General features: G+C 57.0%; 22 protein-coding genes and 1 tRNA gene. 15 read left to right on the top strand and 8 right to left on the bottom strand.

Features of this window, described 5'->3' with window-relative positions:
- The first annotated feature begins 20 nt into the window (after positions 1 to 20).
- The 8 genes from catA (at position 21) to ACHMW6_RS06710 (ending at position 7,645) form a co-directional block, all read left to right on the top strand.
- The gene (gene catA / locus ACHMW6_RS06745; RefSeq protein WP_395406357.1) at positions 21 to 932 is read left to right on the top strand and encodes a catechol 1,2-dioxygenase; all 912 of its coding nucleotides are present in this window, start codon (positions 21 to 23) and stop codon (positions 930 to 932) included.
- A 115-nt stretch (positions 933 to 1,047) separates the two neighbouring features.
- Positions 1,048 to 1,138 (top strand) — tRNA-Ser (locus tag ACHMW6_RS06740).
- Between the two features lie 164 nt (positions 1,139 to 1,302).
- Positions 1,303 to 2,565: a tyrosine-type recombinase/integrase gene (locus ACHMW6_RS06735; RefSeq protein WP_395406356.1), complete on the top strand. Its 1,263-nt coding sequence runs from the start codon at positions 1,303 to 1,305 to the stop codon at positions 2,563 to 2,565.
- A gap of 302 nt (positions 2,566 to 2,867) precedes the next feature.
- Positions 2,868 to 3,431, top strand: a complete 564-nt coding sequence (locus ACHMW6_RS06730; RefSeq protein WP_395406355.1) for a hypothetical protein — start codon at positions 2,868 to 2,870, stop codon at positions 3,429 to 3,431.
- Between the two features lie 331 nt (positions 3,432 to 3,762).
- Complete coding sequence (locus tag ACHMW6_RS06725) at positions 3,763 to 3,999, top strand: helix-turn-helix transcriptional regulator (protein WP_395406354.1); 237 nt, start codon at positions 3,763 to 3,765, stop codon at positions 3,997 to 3,999.
- Positions 3,996 to 4,424: a helix-turn-helix domain-containing protein gene (locus ACHMW6_RS06720; RefSeq protein WP_395406353.1), complete on the top strand. Its 429-nt coding sequence runs from the start codon at positions 3,996 to 3,998 to the stop codon at positions 4,422 to 4,424. Before ACHMW6_RS06725 ends, ACHMW6_RS06720 begins: the two co-directional genes overlap by 4 nt.
- Complete coding sequence (locus ACHMW6_RS06715; protein ID WP_395406352.1) at positions 4,424 to 5,251, top strand: plasmid recombination protein; 828 nt, start codon at positions 4,424 to 4,426, stop codon at positions 5,249 to 5,251. Before ACHMW6_RS06720 ends, ACHMW6_RS06715 begins: the two co-directional genes overlap by 1 nt.
- Before the next feature lie 627 nt (positions 5,252 to 5,878).
- A complete protein-coding gene (locus ACHMW6_RS06710; RefSeq protein WP_395406351.1) occupies positions 5,879 to 7,645 on the top strand; it encodes a hypothetical protein in 1,767 nt (588 codons plus the stop codon).
- A 10-nt stretch (positions 7,646 to 7,655) separates the two neighbouring features.
- Here ACHMW6_RS06710 and ACHMW6_RS06705 read toward each other — a convergent pair whose 3' ends face one another.
- The gene (locus ACHMW6_RS06705) at positions 7,656 to 8,342 is read right to left on the bottom strand and encodes a hypothetical protein (RefSeq protein WP_395406350.1); all 687 of its coding nucleotides are present in this window, start codon (positions 8,340 to 8,342) and stop codon (positions 7,656 to 7,658) included.
- 153 nt (positions 8,343 to 8,495) lie between these two features.
- On the opposite strand from ACHMW6_RS06705, the gene ACHMW6_RS06700 reads away from it, so the two are divergent.
- The 4 genes from ACHMW6_RS06700 to ACHMW6_RS06685 all read left to right on the top strand — a co-directional run bounded on the left by ACHMW6_RS06700 (position 8,496) and on the right by ACHMW6_RS06685 (position 13,376).
- Positions 8,496 to 8,747 carry a DUF2280 domain-containing protein gene (locus tag ACHMW6_RS06700; protein ID WP_395406349.1) on the top strand — a complete coding sequence of 84 codons (252 nt, stop codon included), beginning with the start codon at positions 8,496 to 8,498 and terminating at the stop codon, positions 8,745 to 8,747.
- Positions 8,747 to 9,439, top strand: a complete 693-nt coding sequence (locus ACHMW6_RS06695; protein WP_395406348.1) for a tyrosine-type recombinase/integrase — start codon at positions 8,747 to 8,749, stop codon at positions 9,437 to 9,439. The genes ACHMW6_RS06700 and ACHMW6_RS06695 overlap by 1 nt, the downstream gene beginning before the upstream one ends.
- Positions 9,440 to 10,610: 1,171 nt before the next feature.
- On the top strand, positions 10,611 to 11,849 hold the full coding sequence (locus ACHMW6_RS06690; protein WP_395406347.1) for an NADH:flavin oxidoreductase/NADH oxidase family protein: 1,239 nt from the start codon (positions 10,611 to 10,613) through the stop codon (positions 11,847 to 11,849).
- A gap of 690 nt (positions 11,850 to 12,539) precedes the next feature.
- Complete coding sequence (locus ACHMW6_RS06685) at positions 12,540 to 13,376, top strand: alpha/beta fold hydrolase (protein WP_395408549.1); 837 nt, start codon at positions 12,540 to 12,542, stop codon at positions 13,374 to 13,376.
- Positions 13,377 to 13,453: 77 nt separating this feature from the next.
- On the opposite strand, the gene ACHMW6_RS06680 is transcribed toward ACHMW6_RS06685, so the two are convergent.
- Genes ACHMW6_RS06680 through ACHMW6_RS06650 form a run of 7 tightly spaced genes read right to left on the bottom strand, consistent with a single transcriptional unit; the run spans position 13,454 to position 20,788 of the window.
- Positions 13,454 to 14,380 carry an SDR family oxidoreductase gene (locus tag ACHMW6_RS06680; RefSeq protein WP_395406346.1) on the bottom strand — a complete coding sequence of 309 codons (927 nt, stop codon included), beginning with the start codon at positions 14,378 to 14,380 and terminating at the stop codon, positions 13,454 to 13,456.
- Between the two features lie 42 nt (positions 14,381 to 14,422).
- Entirely contained in the window at positions 14,423 to 15,169 is a 747-nt protein-coding gene (locus tag ACHMW6_RS06675; protein WP_395406345.1) for an SDR family oxidoreductase, read from the bottom strand.
- 17 nt (positions 15,170 to 15,186) lie between these two features.
- Entirely contained in the window at positions 15,187 to 15,876 is a 690-nt protein-coding gene (locus ACHMW6_RS06670) for a histidine phosphatase family protein (RefSeq protein ID WP_395406344.1), read from the bottom strand.
- A 1-nt stretch (position 15,877) separates the two neighbouring features.
- Positions 15,878 to 16,939: a phosphotransferase family protein gene (locus ACHMW6_RS06665; RefSeq protein WP_395406343.1), complete on the bottom strand. Its 1,062-nt coding sequence runs from the start codon at positions 16,937 to 16,939 to the stop codon at positions 15,878 to 15,880.
- Positions 16,926 to 18,185 (bottom strand): acyl-CoA dehydrogenase family protein, encoded by a 1,260-nt coding sequence (locus tag ACHMW6_RS06660; protein WP_395406342.1) that lies wholly within the window; start codon positions 18,183 to 18,185, stop codon positions 16,926 to 16,928. The genes ACHMW6_RS06665 and ACHMW6_RS06660 overlap by 14 nt, the downstream gene beginning before the upstream one ends.
- Before the next feature lie 10 nt (positions 18,186 to 18,195).
- Positions 18,196 to 19,290, bottom strand: a complete 1,095-nt coding sequence (locus ACHMW6_RS06655; protein WP_395406341.1) for a transporter — start codon at positions 19,288 to 19,290, stop codon at positions 18,196 to 18,198.
- A gap of 55 nt (positions 19,291 to 19,345) precedes the next feature.
- Positions 19,346 to 20,788, bottom strand: a complete 1,443-nt coding sequence (locus tag ACHMW6_RS06650) for a coniferyl aldehyde dehydrogenase (RefSeq protein WP_395406340.1) — start codon at positions 20,786 to 20,788, stop codon at positions 19,346 to 19,348.
- Positions 20,789 to 21,088: 300 nt separating this feature from the next.
- Between ACHMW6_RS06650 and ACHMW6_RS06645 the strand changes: the two genes are divergently transcribed.
- The 3 genes from ACHMW6_RS06645 to ACHMW6_RS06635 all read left to right on the top strand — a co-directional run bounded on the left by ACHMW6_RS06645 (position 21,089) and on the right by ACHMW6_RS06635 (position 23,544).
- Positions 21,089 to 21,529, top strand: a complete 441-nt coding sequence (locus tag ACHMW6_RS06645; protein ID WP_395406339.1) for a MerR family transcriptional regulator — start codon at positions 21,089 to 21,091, stop codon at positions 21,527 to 21,529.
- A 77-nt stretch (positions 21,530 to 21,606) separates the two neighbouring features.
- A complete protein-coding gene (locus tag ACHMW6_RS06640) occupies positions 21,607 to 22,614 on the top strand; it encodes an acetoacetate decarboxylase (ADC) (protein ID WP_395406338.1) in 1,008 nt (335 codons plus the stop codon).
- Positions 22,615 to 22,713: 99 nt separating this feature from the next.
- Positions 22,714 to 23,544, top strand: coding sequence for a type 1 glutamine amidotransferase domain-containing protein (locus tag ACHMW6_RS06635; RefSeq protein WP_395406337.1), 831 nt, complete (start codon positions 22,714 to 22,716; stop codon positions 23,542 to 23,544).
- Positions 23,545 to 23,995 lie beyond the last annotated feature (451 nt).

Raw genomic sequence — 23,995 nt, 5'->3', positions numbered from 1 at the left:
TACTTAATAAGGAGACTGATATGGACAAGCAAGCCATCGAAGCACTGCTGGGCAAGATCGAAAGCACCGAGACCGCCAGCGGCAACCCGCGCGTACAAGCCATCGTCAACCGCATCGTGCGTGACCTGTTCATGACGATCGAGGAAATGGATGTCCAGCCGGACGAATTCTGGAAGGCCGCCAGCTACCTGACCGAGGCGGGCCGCAACGGCGAATGGGGCCTGATCGCCGCCGGCCTGGGCTTCGAGCACCTGCTCGACCTGCGTCTGGACGAAGCCGAGGCGCGCCAGGGCATCTCCGGCGGCACGCCGCGCACCATCGAAGGTCCGCTGTACGTGGCCGGCGCCCCCGAATCGCTCGGCAGCGCGCGCCTCGACCAGGATGAGCAGCCCGGCGACGTGCTCTTCATGCAAGGCCAGGTGCGCGGCGCGGACGGCAAACCCGTCGCCGGCGCGCTGGTCGAAGTCTGGCACGCCAACCACCTCGGCTGCTATTCCTTCTTCGATCCCAGCCAGAGTCCCTACAACCTGCGCCGTTCCATCCGCACCGACGCCGACGGCCGCTACCGCTTCCGCAGCAAGATGCCCGTCGGGTACAGCGTCCCGCCCGGCGGCTCCACCGACAAGCTGCTCAAGGCGCTGGGCCGCCACGGCACCCGTCCCGCCCACATCCACTTCTTCGTCACCGCCCCCGGCCACCGCAAGCTGACCACCCAGATCAACATCGCCGGCGATCCCTACCTGTGGGACGATTTCGCCTTCGCCACCCGCGAGGGCCTGGTGCCGTCTATGGAGCGCATTGAGGATCCCGCCTCCCTGCGCGCCCAGGAAGTCGAAGCGCCCTACTACTCGATCAACTTCGACTTTGACCTGCACGCAGCGCAAGGCGACCTGCCCGCCGACCAGGTCAACCGAGACCGGTTCCAGGCTTGATCGAACATTGCCTGACTGGCAACAGGATGGGTGTTGTGTTTTTTCTCCAGAAAAACTTTGCATCCATCCAAAGCCCTGCTATAATTCGGGCCTCTCGCGAATCGTGAGAGATGCAGGAGAGATGGATGAGTGGTTTAAGTCGCACGCCTGGAAAGCGTGTATAGGTTCATAGCCTATCGGGGGTTCGAATCCCCCTCTCTCCGCCAAGAATGCCGCAAACCACTCCAAAGTTTGCCCAAAAGCCCCTAAGTAATCAACGACTTAGGGGCTTTTTTGTGCCCGTAGCGCCCAAGTTCGCCCATTGACACCCACGGTTTTTGGGGGCAGTCTCAGGGCATGCCCCCAAAGCGCTAAGGCGCATGCCCCCAAAATGCCTAAGGTTGTCGCTCCGCTGACCGATATTCAGGCCAAGAATGCCAAACCGAAGGCAGCTTCGTACAAGCTGGCCGATGGCGGCGGCCTGTACCTGGAGGTAATGCCGACCGGTCGCAAGCTGTGGCGCATGAAAATCAGACAGGCCACAGGCAAGGAAAGCAGACTCTCGTTCGGCGCCTATCCTGAGGTGTCGCTGTCGGCAGCGCGCGCCAAGCGAGACGCGGCAAAAAAGCAGCTGGTCAGTGGGATCGACCCGGCGCAGGCTAAGCGCATGGAAAAGCTTCAGCGGGGAATTGTTGCGGCCAACACCTTTGAGGCCGTGGCGCGCGAATGGCACACACACAAGCTCGATACCTGGCAGCCGCGCACAGCGGAGAACATTTTGCACCGGCTGGAAGTCGACATTTTCCCGCGCCTCGGCAAACACCCCATCTCCGAAATCAAGGCTCCCCTTGTGCTCGACGTGCTCCGCCAGATTGAGAAGCGCGGGGCGCTCGAAATAGCCAAGCGCCAGGGACAGGTGTGCAGTCAAATATTCCGCTACGCGATAGCATCAGGTAAAGCCGAGGTCGATCCGGTTCCGGGTTTGCGCGGCGCGCTCAAGTCCAGCGAAGGCGGCCACCACGCAGCCATCACGCCAGATGAATTACCGGAGTTCCTTCGTGTTCTAGCGAAGACCGAAGGCCGGATGTTCGCCCCCACGCGCATTCTGATGCGACTGATGATGCTCATCTTCGTGCGTACCAGTGAGCTAATCGAAACGCCCTGGTCCGAGATCGACTTGGAAAACGAGTCCTGGATCATCGATTGGCACCGCATGAAAATGGGCAAGAAGAAAATCAAGCCGCGCAAGGTCAACCACCATGTATTCCTGCCGGCGCAAGGTTGGGTGCTGCTTCGCGAACTGCACGGCATCACCGGCGGCAACAGGTACCTCTTCCCGAATCAGCGCGACCACGAAAAGCCGATGAGTAATGGCGCCATCCTGGCCGCGCTCAAGCGCATGAACTACTCAGGGAAGATGACGGGGCACGGTTTCCGCTCGCTGGCAATGGGCGTCATTAAGGAGCGCCTGGGATATCGGCACGAGGTGGTCGATCGCCAGCTTTCGCATGCTTCAGGCGACGCCTACGGCGAGGCCTACGACCGCGCCATGTTTCTAGACGAGCGCCGCGTGATGATGCAGCAGTACGCCGATTATTTGGAAAAGGCCGCGACCGGCAAGGTAGTAGCGGGAAAGTTCGGAAGGGCCGCATAGGCCGCAGCGGCGCCAACCAGCGCCGACAAGAAGTTCAAAGCACCAGCATAGGTTAGCTCCCGAAAAGCCGGCTCTTCACCGGCCTGGCTGGTGCCCCGATTCTGAAGATGACGCCTTGAAGGGGCGCTGATGAAATTGCCAACGAAGAGCCGGTACTCGGTTCACGAGGCCGCATTGTACGTTTCGAACGCGGTAAACCAAGAAGTTCGTACAGACCAGATTTTGGACTGGGCGCTCAGGGGCTGTTCAAGCTGTACCTTCCTATGACAAGCGCCCAGATTCGACAGGGCGCACACGTCAACATGTTACGTGACCAGACCGTTGAGATTCGATTATCTGCCAACGAGGCTGCCTTGTTAGGTAAGGGAAAGCGCATCTACATTTCGAAATGCTGGCACGATGGTGTGGAGGGTCAGTTTGTAAGGAACGTGCACGGGGGATACGGCGGTGGATACCAGGCGGATGGCCTTTACTTCGGATCTGCCTCAATTGCCGTGATGGGAGCCGAGTTGGATATCTTTATTGGGGGGCTGTTTAGCACGGCCGCACCGCTCGTCCAAGGTGCGACGTCAGCGCCTGGAGCTGAGCCGGCCCCGCCTCAAACTTGGCAGGATGCGGTGCGAATTATCGCAGATGAGCTCGATGCAATTGATAATCAGGCGGGAGCATGGTCAAGCAAGGCAGACATGTCCAGGCGCGTTGCAGAGATCGCTGATAAACGTGGAATTAAGGGGGCAGGCAGCAAAAAGCTGACCGATGGCAACATCTTGCGTGAGGCGTTAAGCGGCGGGGCGTGGAGGAGAAAAGTGATTAAGAAGCCGAAAAATGGCAATTCCGGGGAATCGGGAGAAGCTAGGGAAGAATAATCGGGGAATTTCCCGGCCCCGAAAAGTAAAAGAAAGCCAGTATCCATAAGGGTTACTGGCTTTTTTAGTTTCTGCTTGCCGGGAAAATTTCCCACCTGTGAAGTGGAGCCATTGAATATCACAAGGAGTGACATGAGATGGCAAACAACCAAAACACTGCTTTACGGGAGACGATGACGACGGCTCAGGCCGCCGCCGCCCTCAATCGAAAACCGCTAACTCTAAACCGCTGGGCCTGGACTGGCACTGGCCCGCTGCAACCCGTACGCATCAATCGCCGCCTTGCATGGCCCACAGAGGCTATCACCGCACTTCTGAACGGTGGTCAGCAATGAGCGCCGCAGCACCAGCAGCGCCGTCCCTGCCAACTGTGGGAATGAGCCGCTGGCAGCAACTGCGCCACGTCATCCCGGTAAGTCGCGAAAAGTGGCGCCAACTTGTTATTGCGGGAAAGGCCCCGGCACCGGTTCGACTCTCCGAACGCTGCACCATGTACGCGAACGCCGAGGTGCATCGTTGGTTGGCAGATCCTGTCGGCTATCGCCAGGCGGAAGGCGGTGCCGAATGACATCCAGAAAACGAAAAACGCCCCCGACTGGGGGCGCTCGACCTACGAAGCTGGCGGGCGGCGTAGGTGGACAACGAAAAATCTTCAACTGTAGCAATGCACATATTAGCAGGTTGCGCCGCAAATTAAAGCATGCCGGACTGGCACTCTCCAGTTCACGAACCGACACGCAGATCGAGTGCCTGCTGAAAATCCTCCAATACCTCGGCGAATCAGGCCTCTCGACCCCGGAAGGCACGGGTATCGGCTTCGCCCGCCTGGCAACACGCGTGTTTGACCTGGAATTGAAAGGCTGGCGGATTGACACGCTCCGAGAGGATGTGATTACGGCCGATGGCCTCAAGCACAAGGGCATCGCCCGGTACGTCTTTCGCGGGCGTAGGTTGGATATGCCAGACCCACAAGGCAACCTGGATCTGGACTAATGGCCGGCGCGCAGTTCCTACGTATGCAAAAGCTGACCGGCAAGGGCATCGTCGGCGTCGCCGCACGCCACAACCACCGCGAGATCCTGGCGGAGCTCGGTGGCACGCCCGGCTGCGCGATCGATCCTTCACGAACACCAATGAACAAGGTGTTGGCGGGCGCGGCAAACGCCGCGGGCGTCGTTGGCGAGGCGCAAGCACTCATGGGCGCGGCCGGTATCCGGACCTTACGGAAAGATGCGGTGCGAGCGCTGGAAATCGTCATCAGCCTGCCGAACGAGTCAGCGATAGACCAAGACGCATTCTTCTCCGACGCGGTACGGTGGGCCGGCGCCACCATAGGCGCACCGATCTTGAGCGCCATCGTTCACCGCGACGAGCCGGCGCCGCACGCCCATATCCTGATCTTGCCGCTGATCGAAGGCCGGATGGTGGGCAGCGACCTCATGGGGAACCGCTCCAAGCTCCAGGCATTGCAGGCTGATTTCCAACTGAAGGTAGCGCGGCGCTACGGATTGGCCCGCCAACCAGCGCCAGCACGCCTCAGCGCTTCGCAACGGCGAGAGGCGATAGATTTGGCCTTCGCCGCGCTCGAGGCCAACAGCGGCCTGCAAACGTCGTTGCTGCGGGTCTTGCTTGAGCCGCACCGCGGCAATCCCGAGCCGCTACTGCTGGCCCTGGGCATCACCCTGCCTAAGGCGAAGAAAAAGGCAAAAGATACCTTCGTCGGGATCATGACTCGCCCAGCGCCCGAGAAAAAGGAACCCTATAGGGTTCGCGCATTCAAAGCCTATAGGGTTTGCCGGACCTTCCGACCCGCCGAATGAGCAAACCCTATCCTGTGTAGGGTTCGGTGATTCCACCAGTCCGGAAAGCACCGATTCTCAACGCCAGCCGTCCGACAGCCAGACCGCCGGCGCCGGCAACATCCCGCCCGCCAAACGCCAACCGACCGCGGCGCAACATCACTCCGGCAAAACGCCAACGCCTCACGCATCGGAAGTCGCCGCCGGCGACTTTCAGCGGCAGCGCGACACCGACCTCCCTGCTACTGCGTGGGACGACCAGCGCGGCGAGTTTGTGCAGACCACTGGCCCGCCTTACAGCGCCAGCAATCACCTCGACTGACCACACACCGACCCGGCGGCTTCCGGGTACTCGCGCCCAGTTCGATTCCCTGCCACAGGCCAGCCGATCGAAGTTCCTGAACGAAGGCGGCCGGATCAGTGAAGGCGGCACGTCAGCAACCGGTGCGCCGGCGCCGCAGCCAGCGACCAACGGAAAAACGATCCCGCGCGCCCAATTCGAGGCTCTGACGCCGCAAGCGCGAATGAACTATGCCCGATCCGGCGGAACCATCACGGACTAAACCCCTTGCGCGGGAGCGGGCTGACAGCCTGGCCCGAGTCAACCGCGCACATAGCAAACACTTTCCAAATTGAGGACTACACAAAATGGCAGATACAGCAAATCTGGGCGTATTCAAAATTGACGTTAATGTCGCGCAGAAGGAAGTAATAGCGAACGAGGCGTTTGACGTCTTCGATGCGGCCTTCTCCGAAATCGCTATCACGATGTCGGATGCGAACTACACGTTGAGCAGCGCGACGACTCCGAAGGAGTGGCAATATGGAACGATCAAGCTATCCGGCGCCCTGAGCGCCGATCGAAACGTCATCGTCCCGAACAACAAGAAGACCTACCAGGTCGTCAACGGCACGAGCGGTGGTCACTCGATCATCTTCAAGACCTCGGCGGGTACTGGCATCACCGTCACCAACGGCGCGACGGCCATTGTGCGTTGCGATGGAACCAACGTGGTTGCGATTACGGGAGGATCGGGCGCTGGCACGGTGACGTCGGTGGGCGTCACCAGTACTGACCTGAGCGTGTCGGGCAGCCCAGTCACGACCTCGGGCAACATCACCTTGAACATTGCGAACAACGTCGTCACCTACGCGAAGATGCAGGACGTGTCGGCGACGGACAAGATCCTGGGCCGCTCCACCGCGGGCTCGGGCGATGTGGAGGAGATCACCTGTACCGCCGCTGGCCGCGCGCTGATCGATGATGCCGATGCGGCCGCGCAGCGCGCGACGCTGGGGCTTGGCACATCCGCCACACTCGATGTCGACACTGATCCGACGATGGCGGCAAATAGCGCCTCCCGCGTCCCGGCGCAATCCGCACTTGTCTCGTACATCGCCACACAACTGGACGGTCGAAGCTGGAAGCAGCGCGTACGTGTCGCCACGACGGCGAACGGCACCCTGGCGACAGCCTTCGCAAACGGCCAGACGGTCGATGGCGTGACGCTGGCGACCGGTGACCGCATCCTGATCAAAAACCAGACGACCGGCAGCGAAAACGGCATCTATGTCGTGGCCGCCTCCGGTGCTCCAACACGATCGAGCGACGCCGACACCGGCACCGAGCTGGTCAATGCGACCGTCGAGGTCAGTGAGGGTACGACTAACGCCGATCTGCAATTCACCTGCTCAACCAATGCGCCAATCACGGTGGGCACGACGGCACTGATGTTTGTCCTGACAAGCACCTCCACGACCTACACGGCCGACGAGACTACGCTCCACCTGTCCGGCGCGCAGTTCAGCCTGCTTAGCACGGCACCAGTTACCCATGCTGCCACCAGTAAGACCACGCCGGTCGATGCCGATGAATTAGGGATCGTGGACAGCGCCGCCTCCAACGTCCTCAAAAAGCTGACATGGGCGAATCTCAAGGCAACGCTCAAGACCTACTTCGACACCCTCTATCTCGCCGTCTCGGTCCTCACCACGAAGGGTGATGTGCTGGTCTATGGGTCCTCCGCAGCACGTCTTCCAGTTGGCACGGATGGTGATGTGCTGACCGCGGATAGTACCCAATCATTGGGCGTCAAGTGGGCTGCTGGAGGTGGTGGTGGTTCCGTGGACGCCCAGGTCTTTACCTCGAGCGGCACCTGGAATAAACCTGCCGGCTGCACGGTGGTGAAGGTGGTTTGTGTTGGCGCCGGCGGCGGTGGTGGCGGTGCGAGCGGTGGTTCGTCGGGAAGTGTGCGGCACGGCGCGTCAGGTGGTGGAGGTGGTGCCATTACCGAGTGGATTTATAAGGCGTCTGATCTGAGTTCGTCGGTCAGCGTGACGGTTGGGGCGGGCGGAACTGGCGGCGCGGGTGGCGTGTCTGCTGGCGGCTCTGCGGGCAACGCTGGCGGGAAATAGCTCGTTTGGATCATACCTGGTCGCTTATGGTGGCGGACGCGGCACTGGTGCATCCAGCTTCGTCTCGGGCGGCGGTGGCGGTGGTTCTGCCGGTGCGGGTGGAAATGGCACGGCGGGCGATGCCTCCGGTGGGCTGCCAGGGAGTACAACATCCGGTATCGCTGGACAGGGTGCGGGTTGCCTGCAAGGTGGCGCAGGAAAACCGGCCGAATATGGCGGTGGCTCTGGTGGCGGCTACGTGTCCGGTACGACCGGGGTTGCCGGTGGGAGCGTGTACGGTGCTGGCGGAGGTGGCGCGGGCATGGCGCTCGATTCCGGCAACTTCAGTGCCGGTCCCGCATCGGCCGGTGGCGGTGTCGGCTCCTGGACTACGGGCGGAGGTGGCGCACCAGAAGGTGGAACGGGTGGTGCAGCCGGCGGCGCCGGCACGGCTGGCGATAGCACCAAGTGCGGTACTGGCGGCGGTGGTGGTGCCGCGAATACGGCCGGAACCGGTGGCGCTGGCGGGGCTGGCGGCGCCCTGGGCGGCGGAGGTGGCGGTGGTGGCGGCGGAACAAGCACCGGTGGCGCCGGTGGCAACGGTGGGCGCGGCGAAGTGCGAGTGTACAGCTGGTAAAACATGAAATTTGCCGCTCGCTTCTTCAACTGGAACGCCGACGAACATCGCCACCGGCACGGTGCCGATGGACTTCGACACGACGAACCTCAAGCTATGCGTGTCACCGGCGGCGCCTGGAAGTCAACGGCGGCATTCACTTGATGCACGATTGGCGACGAAATCTCAACCCAAGGCGGTCCGCTTCCATGTGGACCGCATCGTATCCATTACCCAACTTGACCGGTCCTTGACATGCTTAGCCTCCCCGCACCCGTAAGAATACATATCCTGATTGGGCTTGCTTGCTTCGAGACCCCTGAAACGGTGGTCACGTCCGTCAAGGAAAAATTCGGCCTGACCTTGAGCCGCCAGCGCGTAGAGGCGCACAATCCCGAACGCGCGGCCGGCGCCAGGTTGGGAGTGCAGTGGCGTGATCTGTTCTACGACGCGCGCCAGCGCTATCTGAAAGAACTGGCGGACATTCCGCTTGCGCACAAGGCCTAGTGGCACACCTCAGCCGGCCGGGCCGTTATAGCGATGGCAATGGCTTGTGGCTGCAGGTATCGACGTCCTGCACCAAAAGCTGGGTGTTCCGTTACGACCACGACGGTAAGCGCCATGAGCTCGGGCTCGGATCGGTTAGCGTGGTATCGCTGGCCGCCGCCCGTGAAGCGGCGCGGGCGCAGCGTCTGCTGCTGCAGGCCGGCGACGATCCGTTGAGCGTGCGGCGCCTGCGGGCGGCAGCGCGACGCGTCGAAGCCGCGCATGCCATCACCTTCGACCAATGCGCCGCCAGGTACATCGCTGCGCACCGCGCCGGCTGGCGCAACGCCAAACACGCCAAGCAGTGGGAAACCACCCTCGCTACCTATGCCTCGCCCGTGATCGGTGACCTGCCGGTGGCGGCGGTCGACACGCAGTTGGTGCTGGACGTGCTTGAACCGATTTGGCATACACGCACTGAGACCGCCACGCGCCTGCGCGGCCGCATCGAAGTGGTGCTGGACTGGGCCATGGTGAAAGGCTACCGGCAGGGCGAGAATCCGGCGCGCTGGCGTGGGCATTTGGCGCAGCTGCTTGCGCCACCGCGCAAGGTGGCACGTGTGGCCATCAGCGTTTTCACTTGCGTAGATGGCGCATGCCACATCACAGACAAGACATACGTGTGGTCCTCGCGCGAGACTGAAATGAATTGAGTGATCGAGAAGGCAGGATAGACTGCCGTCTTAAATCCTTAATCTCTGCGAGATCAAGGAAGTGGTCCTCGCCCCTTCGGGGCTGCGGGCGATTCAAATCTCTGTGTAGATTTCGACGCCAGGACCAGCGCCATGTCGTACAGCACGTGCAATGCGGTCGCCGCGAAAGCGAGACCGGCTCCCGTCCACATTGGGGTGATCGGGTCCGACCGGACGCTCAGGCAGAACAGGAAGAGAAGAAGCCCCCCGCTCATCGCCAAGCAGGTATCGGGCGCAGTATTACTTCAAGCAGCAAAAGCAAAATGAAGCGCAAGACACCGAACAAACACCTGGCAATGACAGCCATGACCGCGAACCCGAGTCCTTCCATGATCTCCCCAAGGCAACCGTCCGGCGTTCCAATTTGCTCGATGCTCGGAGCAATCCAGTTCGAGCTGGAGGCGTCTTCACGGCATGGTCAAGCCGCCACGATGATTTACACAATCACGTATGCGAACACGTTGCGGCGGATTTTCTTCGGGCTGAACGTCTTCTCGTGTGAGATGGCGGGTTCTGCTCGGGCTCGCTTTGTCATGACAAAATCATTGTGCATTGGGCCTGTCGGATGGCCTCGGTTCGCTTCGTCATGACGAAATCCTCGGGCGATCGCCCCTCTGGCTCATCACTTGAGCTTGCTTTGCCATGGCAAAATCCTTGTGCGTTCGGCGCAGCGGCATCGCTTTGCCTCGCTTGATCATACCAATGCAACGCACTCCGACCGGCGACGCCGCGCGAAGTTACAACTATCGACGCATTCGACCGACTGCGTGTAGGGTAGGTCATTAATCCTCGAGATGTCCTGACGGTCGGTATCCGCCCCAAAGCCGCCTGTCACATAAGTTTTCAGTTTCCAATGTTCAATCTCTCGGGTGAATGCCAAGGAAGACATCAAGCCGGGCCCGGACCGGTACCTCTTCAACTAGAAGTTCGACATATCGATCCTTAGGGACGAAATCAGTATCTGAACACCGTTCACGAAGTCGTCTCGCGAAAACTGAGGCTTTGCTTGGTCAGGCTGTCTGAGGCCCCGCGAGTAGCCATGAAAGATTGAAAGCTAGGCTAGCTCAAAGGTATTGACATTCAAGTTCACATCAATCTTAGAGTATTCGGAGGATAACACCGAGAGAGCAACATGAAAATATTTGAATCACTATCTCTTCCTAACGGTATCACTATTCCAAACCGGATTGCAAAGGCCGCAATGGAAGAGAACATGGCAGACGCGGATCACGCTCCGTCAAAGCAGCTAATGCGCCTTTATAAAGCTTGGGCTGAAGGAGGAATCGGTCTCCTTATCACAGGGAACGTAATGGTAGACCGACGCGCGATGACCGATGCGAGTGGCGTAGTGCTCGAAGACGAAAGGCATTTACATACCTTCCGTCAATGGGCAACGATTGGTCGCTCTCGCGGTGCTCAATTCTGGATGCAAATCAATCACCCCGGCCGACAAATGCCAGCCAACCTTGGACAAAAGACATGGGCTCCCTCAGAAGTGGCTATTGACCTGGGTAAGATGTCCAAGCACTTCGCGCCGCCCCAAGCAATGACGGAAGAAGTTATTGAAGAAGTGATCCAGCGCTTCGCCAATACTGCCCGTCTTGCCGAAATGGCTGGTTTCACAGGGGTTGAGATCCACGCCGCACATGGGTATCTGCTTAGCCAGTTTCTCTCACCACTGACTAATCGACGCAAGGATAGCTGGGGCGGGTCTCTGCGAAATCGAGCACGCTTGTTAATCGAGATTGTCAAAGCCGTCCGATCCGTGGTTTCGCCGAAATTTGCAGTGGCCGTGAAGCTGAATTCAGCCGATTTTCAACGTGGTGGCTTCACTCAAGATGACGCCAAACAGGTCGTGCAGCTGCTCAACGATTTGCCCGTAGATCTCGTCGAGCTTTCAGGGGGCAGCTATGAGGCGCCAGCTATGCAAGGAGATGCGCGCGATGGCCGCACGCTCGCTCGCGAGGCCTATTTCCTGGAGTTCGCAAGCGATATTCAGACCGCGGCAAGCATGCCTGTCATGGTGACAGGTGGCATTCGTCGCCGAATCATCGCAGAACAGGTCCTGAGGAACGGACTGGACATGGTCGGAATTGGCACAGCACTTGCCATAGATCCCAATCTGCCGAGGGATTGGCGTCTTGGTCGAGAGAGTGCTCCAGAACTGCGCCCCATCACTTGGAAGAACAAGACCTTGGCTTCGCTTGCCAACATGGCGACTGTCAAATTCCAACTTAGGAAACACAGTCTTGGCAAGGATCCCAATCCTCAAGTGTCACCGCTGAAAGCTTTAGTCCTACAGCAGCTATTCAATGTATGCAGCGTCCGCCGATATCGAAACCGGATGACGCAACGCACGCGTCAAGTTTAAAGATGCTTTCATAGCTGGGAGTTTTGGCACACCGCAAATTTTGCGGTGTGCTTTTTTCAGCCACGGCGATTCGGCTCTGCTTCGATGCGTTTTGAAAATTGGGACTTTCAGCGCTCGTGGCATTACAATCCTTCGGCCGTGCTATGCCAAAGTGCGATAGCCACGCGCCCCATTGCATCACGATTACTATCATGTGCGACACACGGGGTTGACATTTAAGCTAACTTCAATCTTAGAATTTTCCCACAGACGTGACTTGACGGAGCGTTGAATGGAAAAGCAAATTCTGCTGACTGGACTCGCTCTTTTCCGACGATCACAGCCCTCTCAACGGCCATCGTCATTGCCGACCAGAAATACTGAGTCTGAACGATTTGTGCTCTTGGGCAGAAATGAATCTGATCGCTTTGATCAAATCCAATGACGTGTGCGGTCACACGGAACTTGCCGTACTTAGGTCTAGCTTCCAGTAGAGCGCCCACTCATAGCTGCGCAATGTCCGTTGCGCCCAATTGTTGAAAAAAGGGGAATACCGTGAAGCCAGAAGACGAAAACGAAAGCGGGAATCACATCTCCCGTCGGACCGCGCTTGCAGCAGGCGCAGCGATGATTTCTGCACCTTTGCTCAGTGCTGCGGCTCAGCCTAAATCAAAGTCCAAAACTGAAACCACAAAGCAAGGAGGAGACACCATGTCGTATGTGACCACCAAGGATGGCGTCCAGATCTTCTTCAAAGACTGGGGACCAAAGAACGCCCAACCACTTGTGTTCCATCACGGCTGGCCACTTAGCGCCGATGACTGGGATGCGCAGATGTTGTTCTTTGTCTCGCATGGTTACCGCGTCGTTGCTTTTGACCGTCGCGGCCACGGCAGGTCCTCGCAGGTCAGTGAGGGGCACGACATGGACCACTACGCTGCCGATGCCTCGGCTGTCGTCGAGCACTTGGATTTGAAAAATTCGATCCACATCGGGCACTCGACTGGCGGCGGCCAAGTGGCGCGTTATGTCGCCAAATATGGCCAACCACAAGGCCGCGTGGCGAAGGCGGTCTTGATTAGTGCGGTTCCTCCGCTCATGGTCAAGACCGCGAGCAATCCTGAAGGAACGCCAATTGAGGTATTCGATGGGTTCCGCAAGGCGCTGGCTGAAAACCGTTCGCAATTCTTCCTCGATGTCCCGGCGGGACCGTTCTATGGGTTCAACCGGCCAGGAGCGAAAGTATCGCAGGGCGTGATCCAGAACTGGTGGCGCCAAGGGATGATGGGGAGCACCAAAGCGCACTACGAGGGCATTAAGGCATTTTCGGAAACCGATCAAACCGAAGATCTGAAGGCGATCAAAGTGCCGACACTCGTGATGACCGGCGATGACGACCAGGTCGTCCCCTACAAGACAGGCGCACTGCTCCAAGCAAAACTGATCAAGGGCAGTACGCTCAAGGTGTATCCTGGCTTCTCACACGGCATGTGCACCGTAAATGCCGACGTCATCAACGCAGACTTGCTCGCATTCATTCGCGGCTGATTCTGTATGCCGGGAGGCTTTGTTAAGCCTCCCGGATTGTCCCTAGGTGCGAGCCCAGCTGTCGCCTGTTCTGTCCCTTAGATAGATTCGGCCCGTATCTGCTTAAGTCCGTCCTGATATGTGGTCAGTTCGAACTCAGGAAAACGGCGCTTGAACTTGCTCGAATCAAACAGATTATCCTGTTCATACCGTGGTAGCAGCTCTCTAAGCTCCCCCACCTGCTTAGAGAACAGTCCAGCGGCGATCATGCTCCACTTACCTAATACGCTGTACGAGTCGGGCATCCCAAACACCTCGCACGCTTTTTCTACGAACTCCTTGTAGGTGAGTCGGTCATCGCAGCACGGCAAATGCCATGTCTGTCCAAATGCGTCTGAAGAGTTTCCCAGGAGCGCCAACGCTCGGCTTGCATCAGGCGTCCAAATGAGCGTCCGTTTGGTGTCATCGCGCACTGGGACACGAGGCTTCTTTCCTTGTCTGAGGGGATCGATAATGAGCGCATTCGTAATGCTTTGCGTTTTCCCTGGGCCATAGAATTCAGGCGCGCGTCCAATCAGGACTGGGATTTCGCCTCGATCCATCTCCTGTAGCACCATGGTGGCCATCAATGCGCGCACTTTGCCTTTGCGGCCGACCGGCGCAAAAGGCGCGTCCTCCGACAGCAATCGGCTATCTTGCGGGTACATATAGGTGTTGTCGAAGTAGGCAAACATTGCGCCTTCCGTTCGGCAGGCATCCAGCGCGTTTTTCAACATCAGCGGAAACTGTTTCTCCCACAACTTCGTGTCCGGTGGCAGCCCCGCAGTGAAATAGACTACCCGACTGCCTTTGACGGCTTCGATCGTCTGCCTGGCATCCAACAAATTGGCCGATACAAGAGTGTCCGTATCATTTACTTTGCGGGGTGTTCGGCTCACGAGACGCAATTCGCTGGCGTATTTGCTGCCAAGCTCACGCGCGAGTTCCACTGCAATTTGGCCATTTGCTCCGAGAATTGTCTGCATATCTGCGCTTTGTTATTGGTGAAAATTTCTGATAAATCTCATTTACTGTAACGCGCTCACCCATCTCAAAGGCAGATGGCGCAATAGCGGCCAGATCGGGCGCCATGGCCAAGCCGGGACGCAGGCTGTCGCCGGTTCCTTGTTAATAGCACGAGCCAGAGCGCGGCAACCACTGACAACATCCAATTCAAATGGCAGTCGCTTCGCGCCTTCGTTTAACTCTGTACGGATATAGCCTGGGAAAAGCGTCGTAACGCGTATTGACGTCCGTAGCAGTTCTGCCCGGATGCCCTCGGCCAAATGTGCCAAACCTGCCTTGCTCGCCGCATAGGCAGTCAAGTGTCGGGGCATGCCGCGGGCAGCACTCATGGAAGACATTAGAACCAGGTGACCATATCCTTGTGCACGAAAGGTTTCGACAGCCGCTTCGCATTGCGCCAGCCCCGCAATCAAGTTGGTTTCCAGTGTACGCCGGTTGAGCTCAAAGTGACCAGTTCCAATACTTCGACCCTCGCCTATTCCGGCATTGACGATAATTCGATCAATGGCACCGAGCGCGCCGGCTATCTCGCGAAAGACGGCGAATACGGACGTATGGTCGGTCACGTCCAGCTCCGCCAATTCAACACGGGCACCGAAGCGCTCAACAAGCTCCTGACGAAGTGATGCCAGCCGGTCCAATCGACGTGCACACAGAACCAGGTGGCAACCCTGGGCGGCGAATTCGCGCGCGAGGCCTGCCCCCAGGCCGGAACTAGCACCGGTTATGAGGATGATTTTTCGTTTCATAAACGCCTTTTGCCCCGTCAACGGTAGCTGATCAGGTTCGGGTTTCCATAGAGATGTGCATGAACATTTAGGGAGCAGAGACGCGGGCCATGCGTACCCGTAAGTACACGGGTATAGCCAGCATTTACCAGAGTCCAGTTCAATGCGATGCTTTTTGAGACTGGCACCTGCAGCAAGTTCTGTATGATCGATGCGATCGGGCCTCCGGAAGTCACCACTACGGCATCTCGATCGTGCGGCAATTTCTGGATAAGCAGTGACAATGAACGATCCACACGCTGGTGAAATTGATCCCACGATTCGGCGTAGTCGACATCGTGCTGACCACTTGCCCAGCGAGCCATGGCTTTCTCGAAGAGATGCTGGAAGGCTGCTTTTGGATTGGATTGAGCGGCAATAGCCGAATGCAGCGCCGCAGGATCGGCATATTCAGGAGCCGCCGCCCGAATGAGATCAAGGTGATCGAATTCATTCCACCCCTCATCCACTTCCGATTTGGCGCCGAGGCACCAGGCAAGAAGGCACTCTTCAAGCGTCTCATCGTGGCGACGCATGCTACCACTCACAAAGATCGGGTCTTTCAGCCCGCGGGATGCCAGCGTGGCGCCCAGGTGGCGAGACTGCTCGATACCTAAAGGGCTAAGTTTATCGTAGTCCTGCGCTCCGAATGATGCCTGGCCATGGCGCACCAGATAGATGGCTGACATGTCATTTTCTCCTTGCGATAATTTTTCGGCACCGCCAATGCAGGTAATGCACAAAGATCCAGAATCGCTTGAATTCGGGGTTCCGGGTCTGCCGGTGGTGATAGCGATAGTAAATTTGCTGCACGATTACCGACAGGCGGAACAGGCCGTAGACTTCGTAGAACCGCCAGTCTTTAGGTCTGTAACCGGTACGCTCCTGGTAATACTCCAATACCTCGGCGCGCGTCAGCATGCCGGGTAAATGTGTAGGCTGACGCCGACTGGCGCGCGCGAGGAAATCGTCGTCTGCCTGAACCCAGTAGGCCAGCAGGTTGCCAACATCCATAAGGGGGTCACCCAAGGCCGCCAGCTCCCAATCCAGCACACCAATGACACGAGTGGGATCCGCGACATCGAGGACCACATTATCGAAGCGGAAGTCGTTATGGGTGATACAAAGGTGGCTCTCTTCGGGAACGTTGGCCGCCAGCCATTCCATAACGTACGTCCCCGCCGGCACGTTCCAGGTACGGGCATCACGGTAGCGCCGGCTCCAGCCTTCAACCTGGCGACGAGCATAATCTTGGCCGCCTCCCAAGCCGTTCAAGCCCGCGCCCTGGACATCTACCTTATGCAGTTGGACCAAGGTGTCGAGGACGTTAAGACACAGTGTGCGAACTTGATGCGAGGACAAGCCCAGCCCTATTGGCAGGTTTCGCCTCGGAATGATGCCTTTGATTCTCTGCATCACGTAGAACTCGGCCCCAATGATGGACTCGTCCCGCGAGTGAGCGTGCATTTCGGGCACGAGCGGAAAGAGCGGGCGTAGCGATCGCTGAAGGAGGAACTCGCGCCCCATGTTGTGTGCGGACTTCGCCTTGGTTCCAGCTGGTGGTCGGCGCAATATCAGATCGTCATTGTCATAAGCGATGCAATACGTCCAATTTGACGCTCCACCAGAATACTGGGTAACTTGAGGCTGGCCGCGCAGATGCGGCAGCTGCTGTCGAAGCCAGGCATCGAGCCGGCTCATGTCCAGCTCTTCGCCGGTGCGGACAGAACCTGCATGATCAAGAAGTTCCATGGGAACTCTCCTGATTCTGGCGTAATGCACTATATTTCCGCAGCTCCGTACGTGCCACCATGGCACAATGAACTTCATCTGGGCCGTCCGCTAAGCGCAGCGAGCGTGCCATTGCGTGAAGTCCTGCGAGCGGAGTATCGTCGGAAACTCCTGCACCGCCGTGGAGTTGGATAGCCATATCCACTACCTGCTGCAGGACGTTTGGCGCGACGACCTTGATTGAGGAGATTTCGCTCATAGCATGGCGCACACCTGCTGTATCGATTTTCCATGCCGCATACAGCGTCAGTAACCTGGCCTGGTCAATTGCCATTCTGGCCCGAGCCAAACGCTCCTGGTTCCCTCCCAGATCGAGCAATCGCTTGCCAAATGCCTGGCGCGAAAGGCCGCGCTCGATTGATAACTTCAGTGCTGATTCCGCTGCGCCAATGGCGCGCATGCAATGATGTATCCGGCCTGGACCCAAGCGACCTTGGGCAATCTGGAATCCCATGCCGCGTCCTAGGATCAGGTGCGATTTTGGCACGCGCACGTTTTCAAAAGTCACCTCGCCATGGCCGTAGGGGGCGTCATATTCCCCATGAACGGGGAGCATGCGCAAGATACGCACGCCTGGGGTATCGAGAGGAACGATCACCATGGAATGTCTGCTGTGCGGAGGTGCATCGGGATCGGACAGTCCCATGAAAATAGCAAACCTGGCATTGGGATGGCCAATCCCCGTTGTCCACCACTTGCGTCCGTTAAGTACAAGTGAGTCGCCATCTTCATCGATGGTCGCGCGCATATTCGTGGCGTCTGAAGAAGCCACTCCAGGCTCCGTCATGCAAAAGACGGACCGAATGGCGCCATCGAGCAACGGACGAAGCCATGTCTCCTTCTGCCATTCTGTACCGAAGTGGTAAAGCACTTCCATATTTCCGGTGTCCGGGGCATTGCAGTTGAAGACTTCCGCAGCGAATTCATAACCTCCCATGAGCTCCGCAAGCGGAGCGTATTCCAGGGTGCTTAGGCCCGCACCCATGTTCGGATCGGGGAGGAACAGGTTCCAAAGGCCACGTTCGCGAGCCTTTGCTTTAAGCGTTTCGACAAGTGGCACGGGCTGCCATGACGTCCAGTCACGTCCATGATTGAGCGAGCAGTTTTGCTGTCTGACTTGCTCGGCCGCCGGAGCAATGTGTGTGCCCAGGAAGCTTCGCAAACGTTCCAGGTAGTCCTGGGCTTTAAGGCTGGGCGTAAAGTCCATATGTCATTCCTTAAAAGAATTTGATCATCCTCAGTTGCGAGAAGCCGCCGTGTTTCGAATTCCTGGACTGAGTTGTTGCCATGTATTGGGCGGTAATCGCTGCGTTAATGGCCTCAATTTTTGTGGTGAAGAATATGCCGGAATTGGTGGAGCGAAGGCGGCTACTGCCCCACGGGTTATTGCTGTCATCTTGGTATTGCTGGACGCGCAGACCGTGAATTCCAAGAACGCCGTACGTTGTTTTATATCCCGCGGCGAGTTCGACTCCCGCCCAGTTCCCGCTGCGCAGCTGGTTGTCCCGATTGCGGGTGTTGGCGGCCCAGGTGACCTTACCGGAAATCGCAACTTCCGACGTCAGCAGATAAGTAGCCTGAATGGCAGGACGGAACGTATAGTAATTTCCGTAGCCAATGTCAGGGCCCGACGAAGAACTGTATTTCCCCGTGGGGAGAACAATGGACGCCCCGGCCAGGACCCGCAATTGATCGCGGACATAGAGCCATCCTGCCTGCAGTTCGGCATCCCCAATGCCGGACACTTGTCCACTTGCGTCATCTGCTTGCTTTTGCAGACCAGCTGCGTATTGATTCGAGAATCCCGTTGCGACTATCGCGCGTACTGGCGCCGGAACGGCAGGATTCCAAGTCAGTGGCGGTGCGCTACCACTGGCATCGAAGTTTTGTTTTTTCTTCGAGAACGGCAGGTTCAACAGGAAAGCAAAGCGACCGTCTGCAAAGCGCTGCTTTGACACATAGGCCAGTCCAAGATTGATCTGCTTCATGTTGCCGGTGCCGGCAATTTGCGCGGTACTATCCCCATAAGTCGGGTATAAGGCCAGTGGAAGGTTAGGGAGAGGCACCGTCCCGCCAGGAACTGATCGCGTCAGAGCGTTTCCATCGTTGCCGGTTACCTTGTTGATGTCCATATATGTGGCAGCCAGGCCGCCCGCCCAGCCTGTCTGGTCCCTCGGCGCGAACAGCTCTCCTCCAAGACTACCTGCCAGGTTGTAGCGTAATTGGAAGTCCTCCGAAGCCTTTGCCGGCGTCCATGCTCCACATGTAGCAAGAAGTGCCATCGTCATCGGAAGTACTTTTGCGATCTTCATTTATGTCTCCATCGTTATAGATTTTTTTGTGTAAAAATTTGCTTTGCAGGCGCTATCAGTAGCCGCGCAGGCGCCGCAATGTGACGCTTAAAACGAATTCCGCGAATCGTCCAAACGGAGCGTGCAAAAGGCGGGCGAGACTCCACCGTCCCTGCACATAAACGCCCTTGGCGTGGCTCATTGCCCTGAAACCTTCGATGCCGTGGTATGCGCCCATGCCGCTGGGGCCTATGCCGCCAAAGGGAAGATCGTCTTGGGCCACATGCATCAATGTGTTGTTGACTCCGACGTTCCCTGACGTCGTGCGCGACAACAGCGTCCTGAAGTCAGCATCATCCGGGCCAAAGTAGTACAGGGCGAGAGGCCGTGGCCTCGCGTTGACATAATCTATGACGTCAGTCATGGCGCGGTATGTGCGAATTGGCAGTATCGGGCCGAAGATTTCTTCGTCCATGATTGACATGATGTCGCTGACATCGAGCACCAGCGTTGGTGCAAGTGTTCTACTGCGCTGCGATGCTGTCTCGGGCCGCACCCCAATGGTCATTACCTTCGCCCCTTTGTCGCGCGCATCTTCAAGCAGTTCAACTAGCCGATCGTAATGTCGCGGGCTGATGATGGATGTATAGTCCGGGTGTGTTGGGCCATTGGGATAGAAATTGGCAACCACTTCTTTGAAACGTTCAACGAAAATCGCGACGTCATCTTCGTGAACAAGCACATAGTCAGGGGCAACGCAGGTTTGACCTGCATTTGACAGCTTGCCGTAGACTAGGCTCTGTATGGTTTGCATGCCCACGGCCCCTTTTGCGATGACCGCAGGGCTCTTGCCCCCGAGTTCCAGCGTCACCGGAACCAGATTGTCGCTGGCGGCCCTCATGACCTTTCGTCCTACCTGTGTGCTTCCGGTAAATAGCAAATGGTCGAACGCCAGGCTGCTGAAGGCAGCGCCCACGTCAGGTCCACCGAGGACGACCGAGACTTCGTCCTGGGGGAAAATTACGGCAAGCATGCGTTGAATCAGCTCGCTAGTACGCGGGGTGAGCTCTGAGGGTTTGATCATTGCCCGGTTACCCGCCGCAATGGCCGTCGCCAAGGGGATCATCGAAAGGGAAAATGGATAATTCCACGGGGCCATGATTCCGACCACGCCCAGAGGCTGGTGGATCACATAAGCACGACCTGGACGGTGGCTGATATGAACATGCTTTCGTTCAGCTCGCATGAAGCGAGGCAGTTTGCGCACGAGATAGTCGATGGATTGCACTACACTCATTAGTTCCATGATGGCCGTCTCGTGCCTTGATCGGTTCCCAAAGTCGGAATTGATCGCCTCCTCGATTCCCTCGCGCGTGGCAATTACCATCATGCGAAGTCGCCTCAAGCGTTCCTTGCGTTGCTCGATTGTTGGCGGCGGTTCTTTCTGAAAGGCGCGCCGTTGCTGTTGCAGCGTCCTTTCCATGATCATTCCCTGAGAGCGCTCGAAGAGGTCGGTCATTGCAAATATCCTGGTGTGGCATGAATAGTGGGACATAAAGGGAGGTCGTTAACGTCTCCCTGCAGGGAGCGCATGCCATCCTAGGATTCAAGCTGGCTTTAATGTCAAGCGGCGTGCCATGAGATAGGTCTCAATTCGCCACGCAAGAAAATACGAGGCGTTGTTTTCAGCCAAGTAGGCTTGACATTGAAGTTCACATCAGGTGTAGAGTGGGGCCATCCCCGGCCGGACGCAGTCAGAAATGCTGTTCACGCTGCGGGGCGGGGCGGGGATTGTTGCGATGACGCGGAAGAGTAGAAAATGAAAATTGGTGACTTGGCAAAAATCACAGGCTTAACTACGGCCACCATTCGGTTCTATGAGGCGAAGGGACTGCTGAAGTCCGTCGGCCGGAAAGCCAACGGCTATCGCGAATATCCTCCGGAGGCCGTCTCTGTGCTGTCAATCATCATCAATGCACAGCAAACCGGCTTCACGCTCGATGAAATTAAGCATGTGCTCCCATCAGATTCCATTGACTGGAAACATGATGACTTGGTTGTTTCGCTTCAAAAGAAGCTTGGCGAGATCGAGGCAATGCAAGCTCGACTAGCGCAAAACAAAGCCAATCTTCTTTCCCTGATGGAGCTGATCGATTCGAGACCTGCTGAAATGACGTGCAAGGACAATGCCGTCAGGATTATCGACGAACTGAAAATCCCTGCCCGAAGGAAGTGGCGAGCAAGGGACACCGACGCTTGACATTCAAGTTAGCTTGAATCTTAGGATGTTTACCGGATCGCTCGATCCTCTAAACAATCTAACAAAGGCGTCGATAGATGAACATCAGAAATATTGCAGTACTGACAGGAATTCTGTTGGGAGGAGCTGCTGCCGCTTCGCAGCCAGAGAGCATCAACGGAAGTCAGAGTGCCGAAACCAATTCGGTCAATATCGCAGGCCATTCTGTGCCAGTTATCAAGGGTGGACTTTATGACCGCTATCGTTCCAATCCGCCACTGTCCCTCATCGCAACTGAGTCGCCAACGACTGATTTGAGCTGGTTTAAGGAACTAAAAAAAGAGAAGGTGGACATTGGCTTTGAGAGCTATTCCCCGAACTTCTACTACAAGAACAGCAGCGTAACCGCAGTTTTTACTGCCGACATCGACAAGCTGCGGGAACTGATCCCTGCAGAAGTTCGAGCCAAAGTACAGCCGCTTCAGGTATGGCCGGGCCGAGGCCTGGTGGCGCTTACCGCTTATGCCTACCAATACTGTGACAATGACAGCTACAACGAAGTATCGCTGTCAGTCATCACGAACAAGCCGGGTAGCACGAACCTGGGACCAGTCACTATGATTGGCCAAACGATCTCGAGAGAGTTCTGGGGTTACGTCCTGAAGTTACCCGTGAACACTGAACTTGCCCGAGTTCGCGGTGTTGTTGGCTATAACCTTCCGAAATGGTTGACTGATATTCGGTTCCGCGAAAACGAGAAGACTGTAACTTACGAGATCGTCGACGCAGAAACTGGGAAACCTGATGTCACGCTCGAGAGTGCAAAGCTGGACGATCTTTCCACAAAACCGAGCATGGTCACAAACAGCTTCACGAATATCGATCATCAAGGGCACTTGACCTATGGATATGCGGTTACCCGCAAGCTGAGCCATGGTTCCAGCACGAGTTCCGATTCGGTAAATCTGAAGTTGGGCGACGGTAGCCTATCGAATTACATCAAGTCGTTGAAGCTTGGAAAAATGATCCGATATGAGTACGTCCCAGAATTCCAAAGTGCGCTTTACGCGCCGAAACAGTTGACTTCGCTCTTGGGCGAAAAATGATTTGGTAAGTTGAGGCGGTGCGGCACCACGACGCGCCTCAACATCCATTCCGGGTCTGCAGTAAGCATTTGGGCAGCGCAGAAAAATAAGGACAGTTCAATGGGCATTAATCGTCGTGATTTCATTTCGGCCGCTGCGGCAGCGAGCGCATTGGTTTTGACCGGATGTCAAACTCCCATCACTTCAAAACAGGACACTATCGCTATGGCTAACTCGTCCACGGCTGTACCCAATTATCAAGGACCCCGGACAAGACGCGTCCTGCATGTTGTCACGAATGTCAGTCACTATGACGACGTTTCGCATCCAACAGGATTGTGGTTATCTGAGCTCACTCACGCATATGATGCTTTCGCAGCACAGGGATACTCTCAATCGGTTGTCAGTCCTTTAGGAGGCGTGGTTCCTATCGAACCGCGCTCGCTCAAATGGCCGTATTTCGATAAGTCGGCGCGTGAGGGGAAAGAGAATCCTGTTATCCAATCACTTCTAGCCAATTCTCTGCGTCCTCAAGATGTCAACGCTCAGGACTTTGACATCATCTACTTTGCCGGCGGCCACGGCGTTATGTGGGACTTTCCGAATAGCGCGGGTCTTCAAACGATCACACGAGATATTTTTGAACGCGGAGGCATAGTCGCCGCGGTTTGCCATGGCTACTGCGGCCTTCTGAACACGAAGCTGTCCAACGGGAGTCTGTTGGTAGAAGGTCGCCGCCTGACAGGGTACTCGTGGATTGAAGAGGTTCTCGCGGGGGTGGCAAAAGAGGTGCCATACAACGTTGAAGAAGAAATGCGGAAGCGAGGCGCCTTATACGAAAAAGCCTTCATTCCGTTCACGTCCAAAGTCGTAATCGATGGGCGACTTGTGACTGGCCAAAATCCACAATCGGCCAAAGCAGTTGCAGACGCAGTGGTGGGATTGCTGTAATTCGATTCGTCGTGGAGTAACGACACGTAGCTAATGGTGTTCCGTTCCTGCGATGCCGATACAGGATGCGATAAGTCTCGCGAAATCCCTGGTGGATACTACGATCGGATTCGTAAAGTATTCTATCAATCGGCCGGTGAAGACAGTTGGAGGTCCAGTGGAAATTGCGACAATTACTAAGCATGAAGGCTTCAAATGGGTGAACCGCAAACATTATTTTTTACCTTCACTGAACGAAGAATTTTCTGCGGCCGCTCGTTCTTACCTTCGACTGTCCGAATTGGGGCGTTACCAGATAAGCACCTCCTAAGCGGTTTCGTGGCGTACTCCGTCCGCGGACAAATTACTGTATTCTGTTTTGGGGCACATAGCACCTCTGTTTGTATCTGGGCAATTCCGTAGGTAGGTAGAAAGGTGGATGGGGCGCTAAAGCGGATTTTTTACCCTCTTA

The organism is Pseudoduganella sp. UC29_106, assembly GCF_044055365.1.
Lineage (GTDB): Bacteria > Pseudomonadota > Gammaproteobacteria > Burkholderiales > Burkholderiaceae_D > Rugamonas.
Note: the sequence above shows the minus strand (reverse complement) of the source record. Positions and strands in the feature narration are given on the sequence as shown.

What these genes read in the sequence shown, in the direction of transcription:
- ACHMW6_RS06675 (WP_395406345.1), bottom strand. Translation starts at nt 15,169, where the DNA reads ATGAAACGAAAAATCATCCTCATAACCGGTGCTAGTTCCGGCCTGGGG.
- ACHMW6_RS06640 (WP_395406338.1), top strand. Translation starts at nt 21,607, where the DNA reads ATGAACATCAGAAATATTGCAGTACTGACAGGAATTCTGTTGGGAGGA.
- ACHMW6_RS06665 (WP_395406343.1), bottom strand. Translation starts at nt 16,939, where the DNA reads ATGGAACTTCTTGATCATGCAGGTTCTGTCCGCACCGGCGAAGAGCTG.
- ACHMW6_RS06655 (WP_395406341.1), bottom strand. Translation starts at nt 19,290, where the DNA reads ATGAAGATCGCAAAAGTACTTCCGATGACGATGGCACTTCTTGCTACA.
- ACHMW6_RS06715 (WP_395406352.1), top strand. Translation starts at nt 4,424, where the DNA reads ATGGCCGGCGCGCAGTTCCTACGTATGCAAAAGCTGACCGGCAAGGGC.
- ACHMW6_RS06710 (WP_395406351.1), top strand. Translation starts at nt 5,879, where the DNA reads ATGGCAGATACAGCAAATCTGGGCGTATTCAAAATTGACGTTAATGTC.
- ACHMW6_RS06725 (WP_395406354.1), top strand. Translation starts at nt 3,763, where the DNA reads ATGAGCGCCGCAGCACCAGCAGCGCCGTCCCTGCCAACTGTGGGAATG.
- catA (WP_395406357.1), top strand. Translation starts at nt 21, where the DNA reads ATGGACAAGCAAGCCATCGAAGCACTGCTGGGCAAGATCGAAAGCACC.
- ACHMW6_RS06685 (WP_395408549.1), top strand. Translation starts at nt 12,540, where the DNA reads ATGTCGTATGTGACCACCAAGGATGGCGTCCAGATCTTCTTCAAAGAC.
- ACHMW6_RS06720 (WP_395406353.1), top strand. Translation starts at nt 3,996, where the DNA reads ATGACATCCAGAAAACGAAAAACGCCCCCGACTGGGGGCGCTCGACCT.
- ACHMW6_RS06635 (WP_395406337.1), top strand. Translation starts at nt 22,714, where the DNA reads ATGGGCATTAATCGTCGTGATTTCATTTCGGCCGCTGCGGCAGCGAGC.
- ACHMW6_RS06660 (WP_395406342.1), bottom strand. Translation starts at nt 18,185, where the DNA reads ATGGACTTTACGCCCAGCCTTAAAGCCCAGGACTACCTGGAACGTTTG.
- ACHMW6_RS06700 (WP_395406349.1), top strand. Translation starts at nt 8,496, where the DNA reads ATGCTTAGCCTCCCCGCACCCGTAAGAATACATATCCTGATTGGGCTT.
- ACHMW6_RS06650 (WP_395406340.1), bottom strand. Translation starts at nt 20,788, where the DNA reads ATGACCGACCTCTTCGAGCGCTCTCAGGGAATGATCATGGAAAGGACG.
- ACHMW6_RS06645 (WP_395406339.1), top strand. Translation starts at nt 21,089, where the DNA reads ATGAAAATTGGTGACTTGGCAAAAATCACAGGCTTAACTACGGCCACC.
- ACHMW6_RS06690 (WP_395406347.1), top strand. Translation starts at nt 10,611, where the DNA reads ATGAAAATATTTGAATCACTATCTCTTCCTAACGGTATCACTATTCCA.
- ACHMW6_RS06680 (WP_395406346.1), bottom strand. Translation starts at nt 14,380, where the DNA reads ATGCAGACAATTCTCGGAGCAAATGGCCAAATTGCAGTGGAACTCGCG.
- ACHMW6_RS06670 (WP_395406344.1), bottom strand. Translation starts at nt 15,876, where the DNA reads ATGTCAGCCATCTATCTGGTGCGCCATGGCCAGGCATCATTCGGAGCG.
- ACHMW6_RS06735 (WP_395406356.1), top strand. Translation starts at nt 1,303, where the DNA reads ATGCCTAAGGTTGTCGCTCCGCTGACCGATATTCAGGCCAAGAATGCC.
- ACHMW6_RS06730 (WP_395406355.1), top strand. Translation starts at nt 2,868, where the DNA reads ATGTTACGTGACCAGACCGTTGAGATTCGATTATCTGCCAACGAGGCT.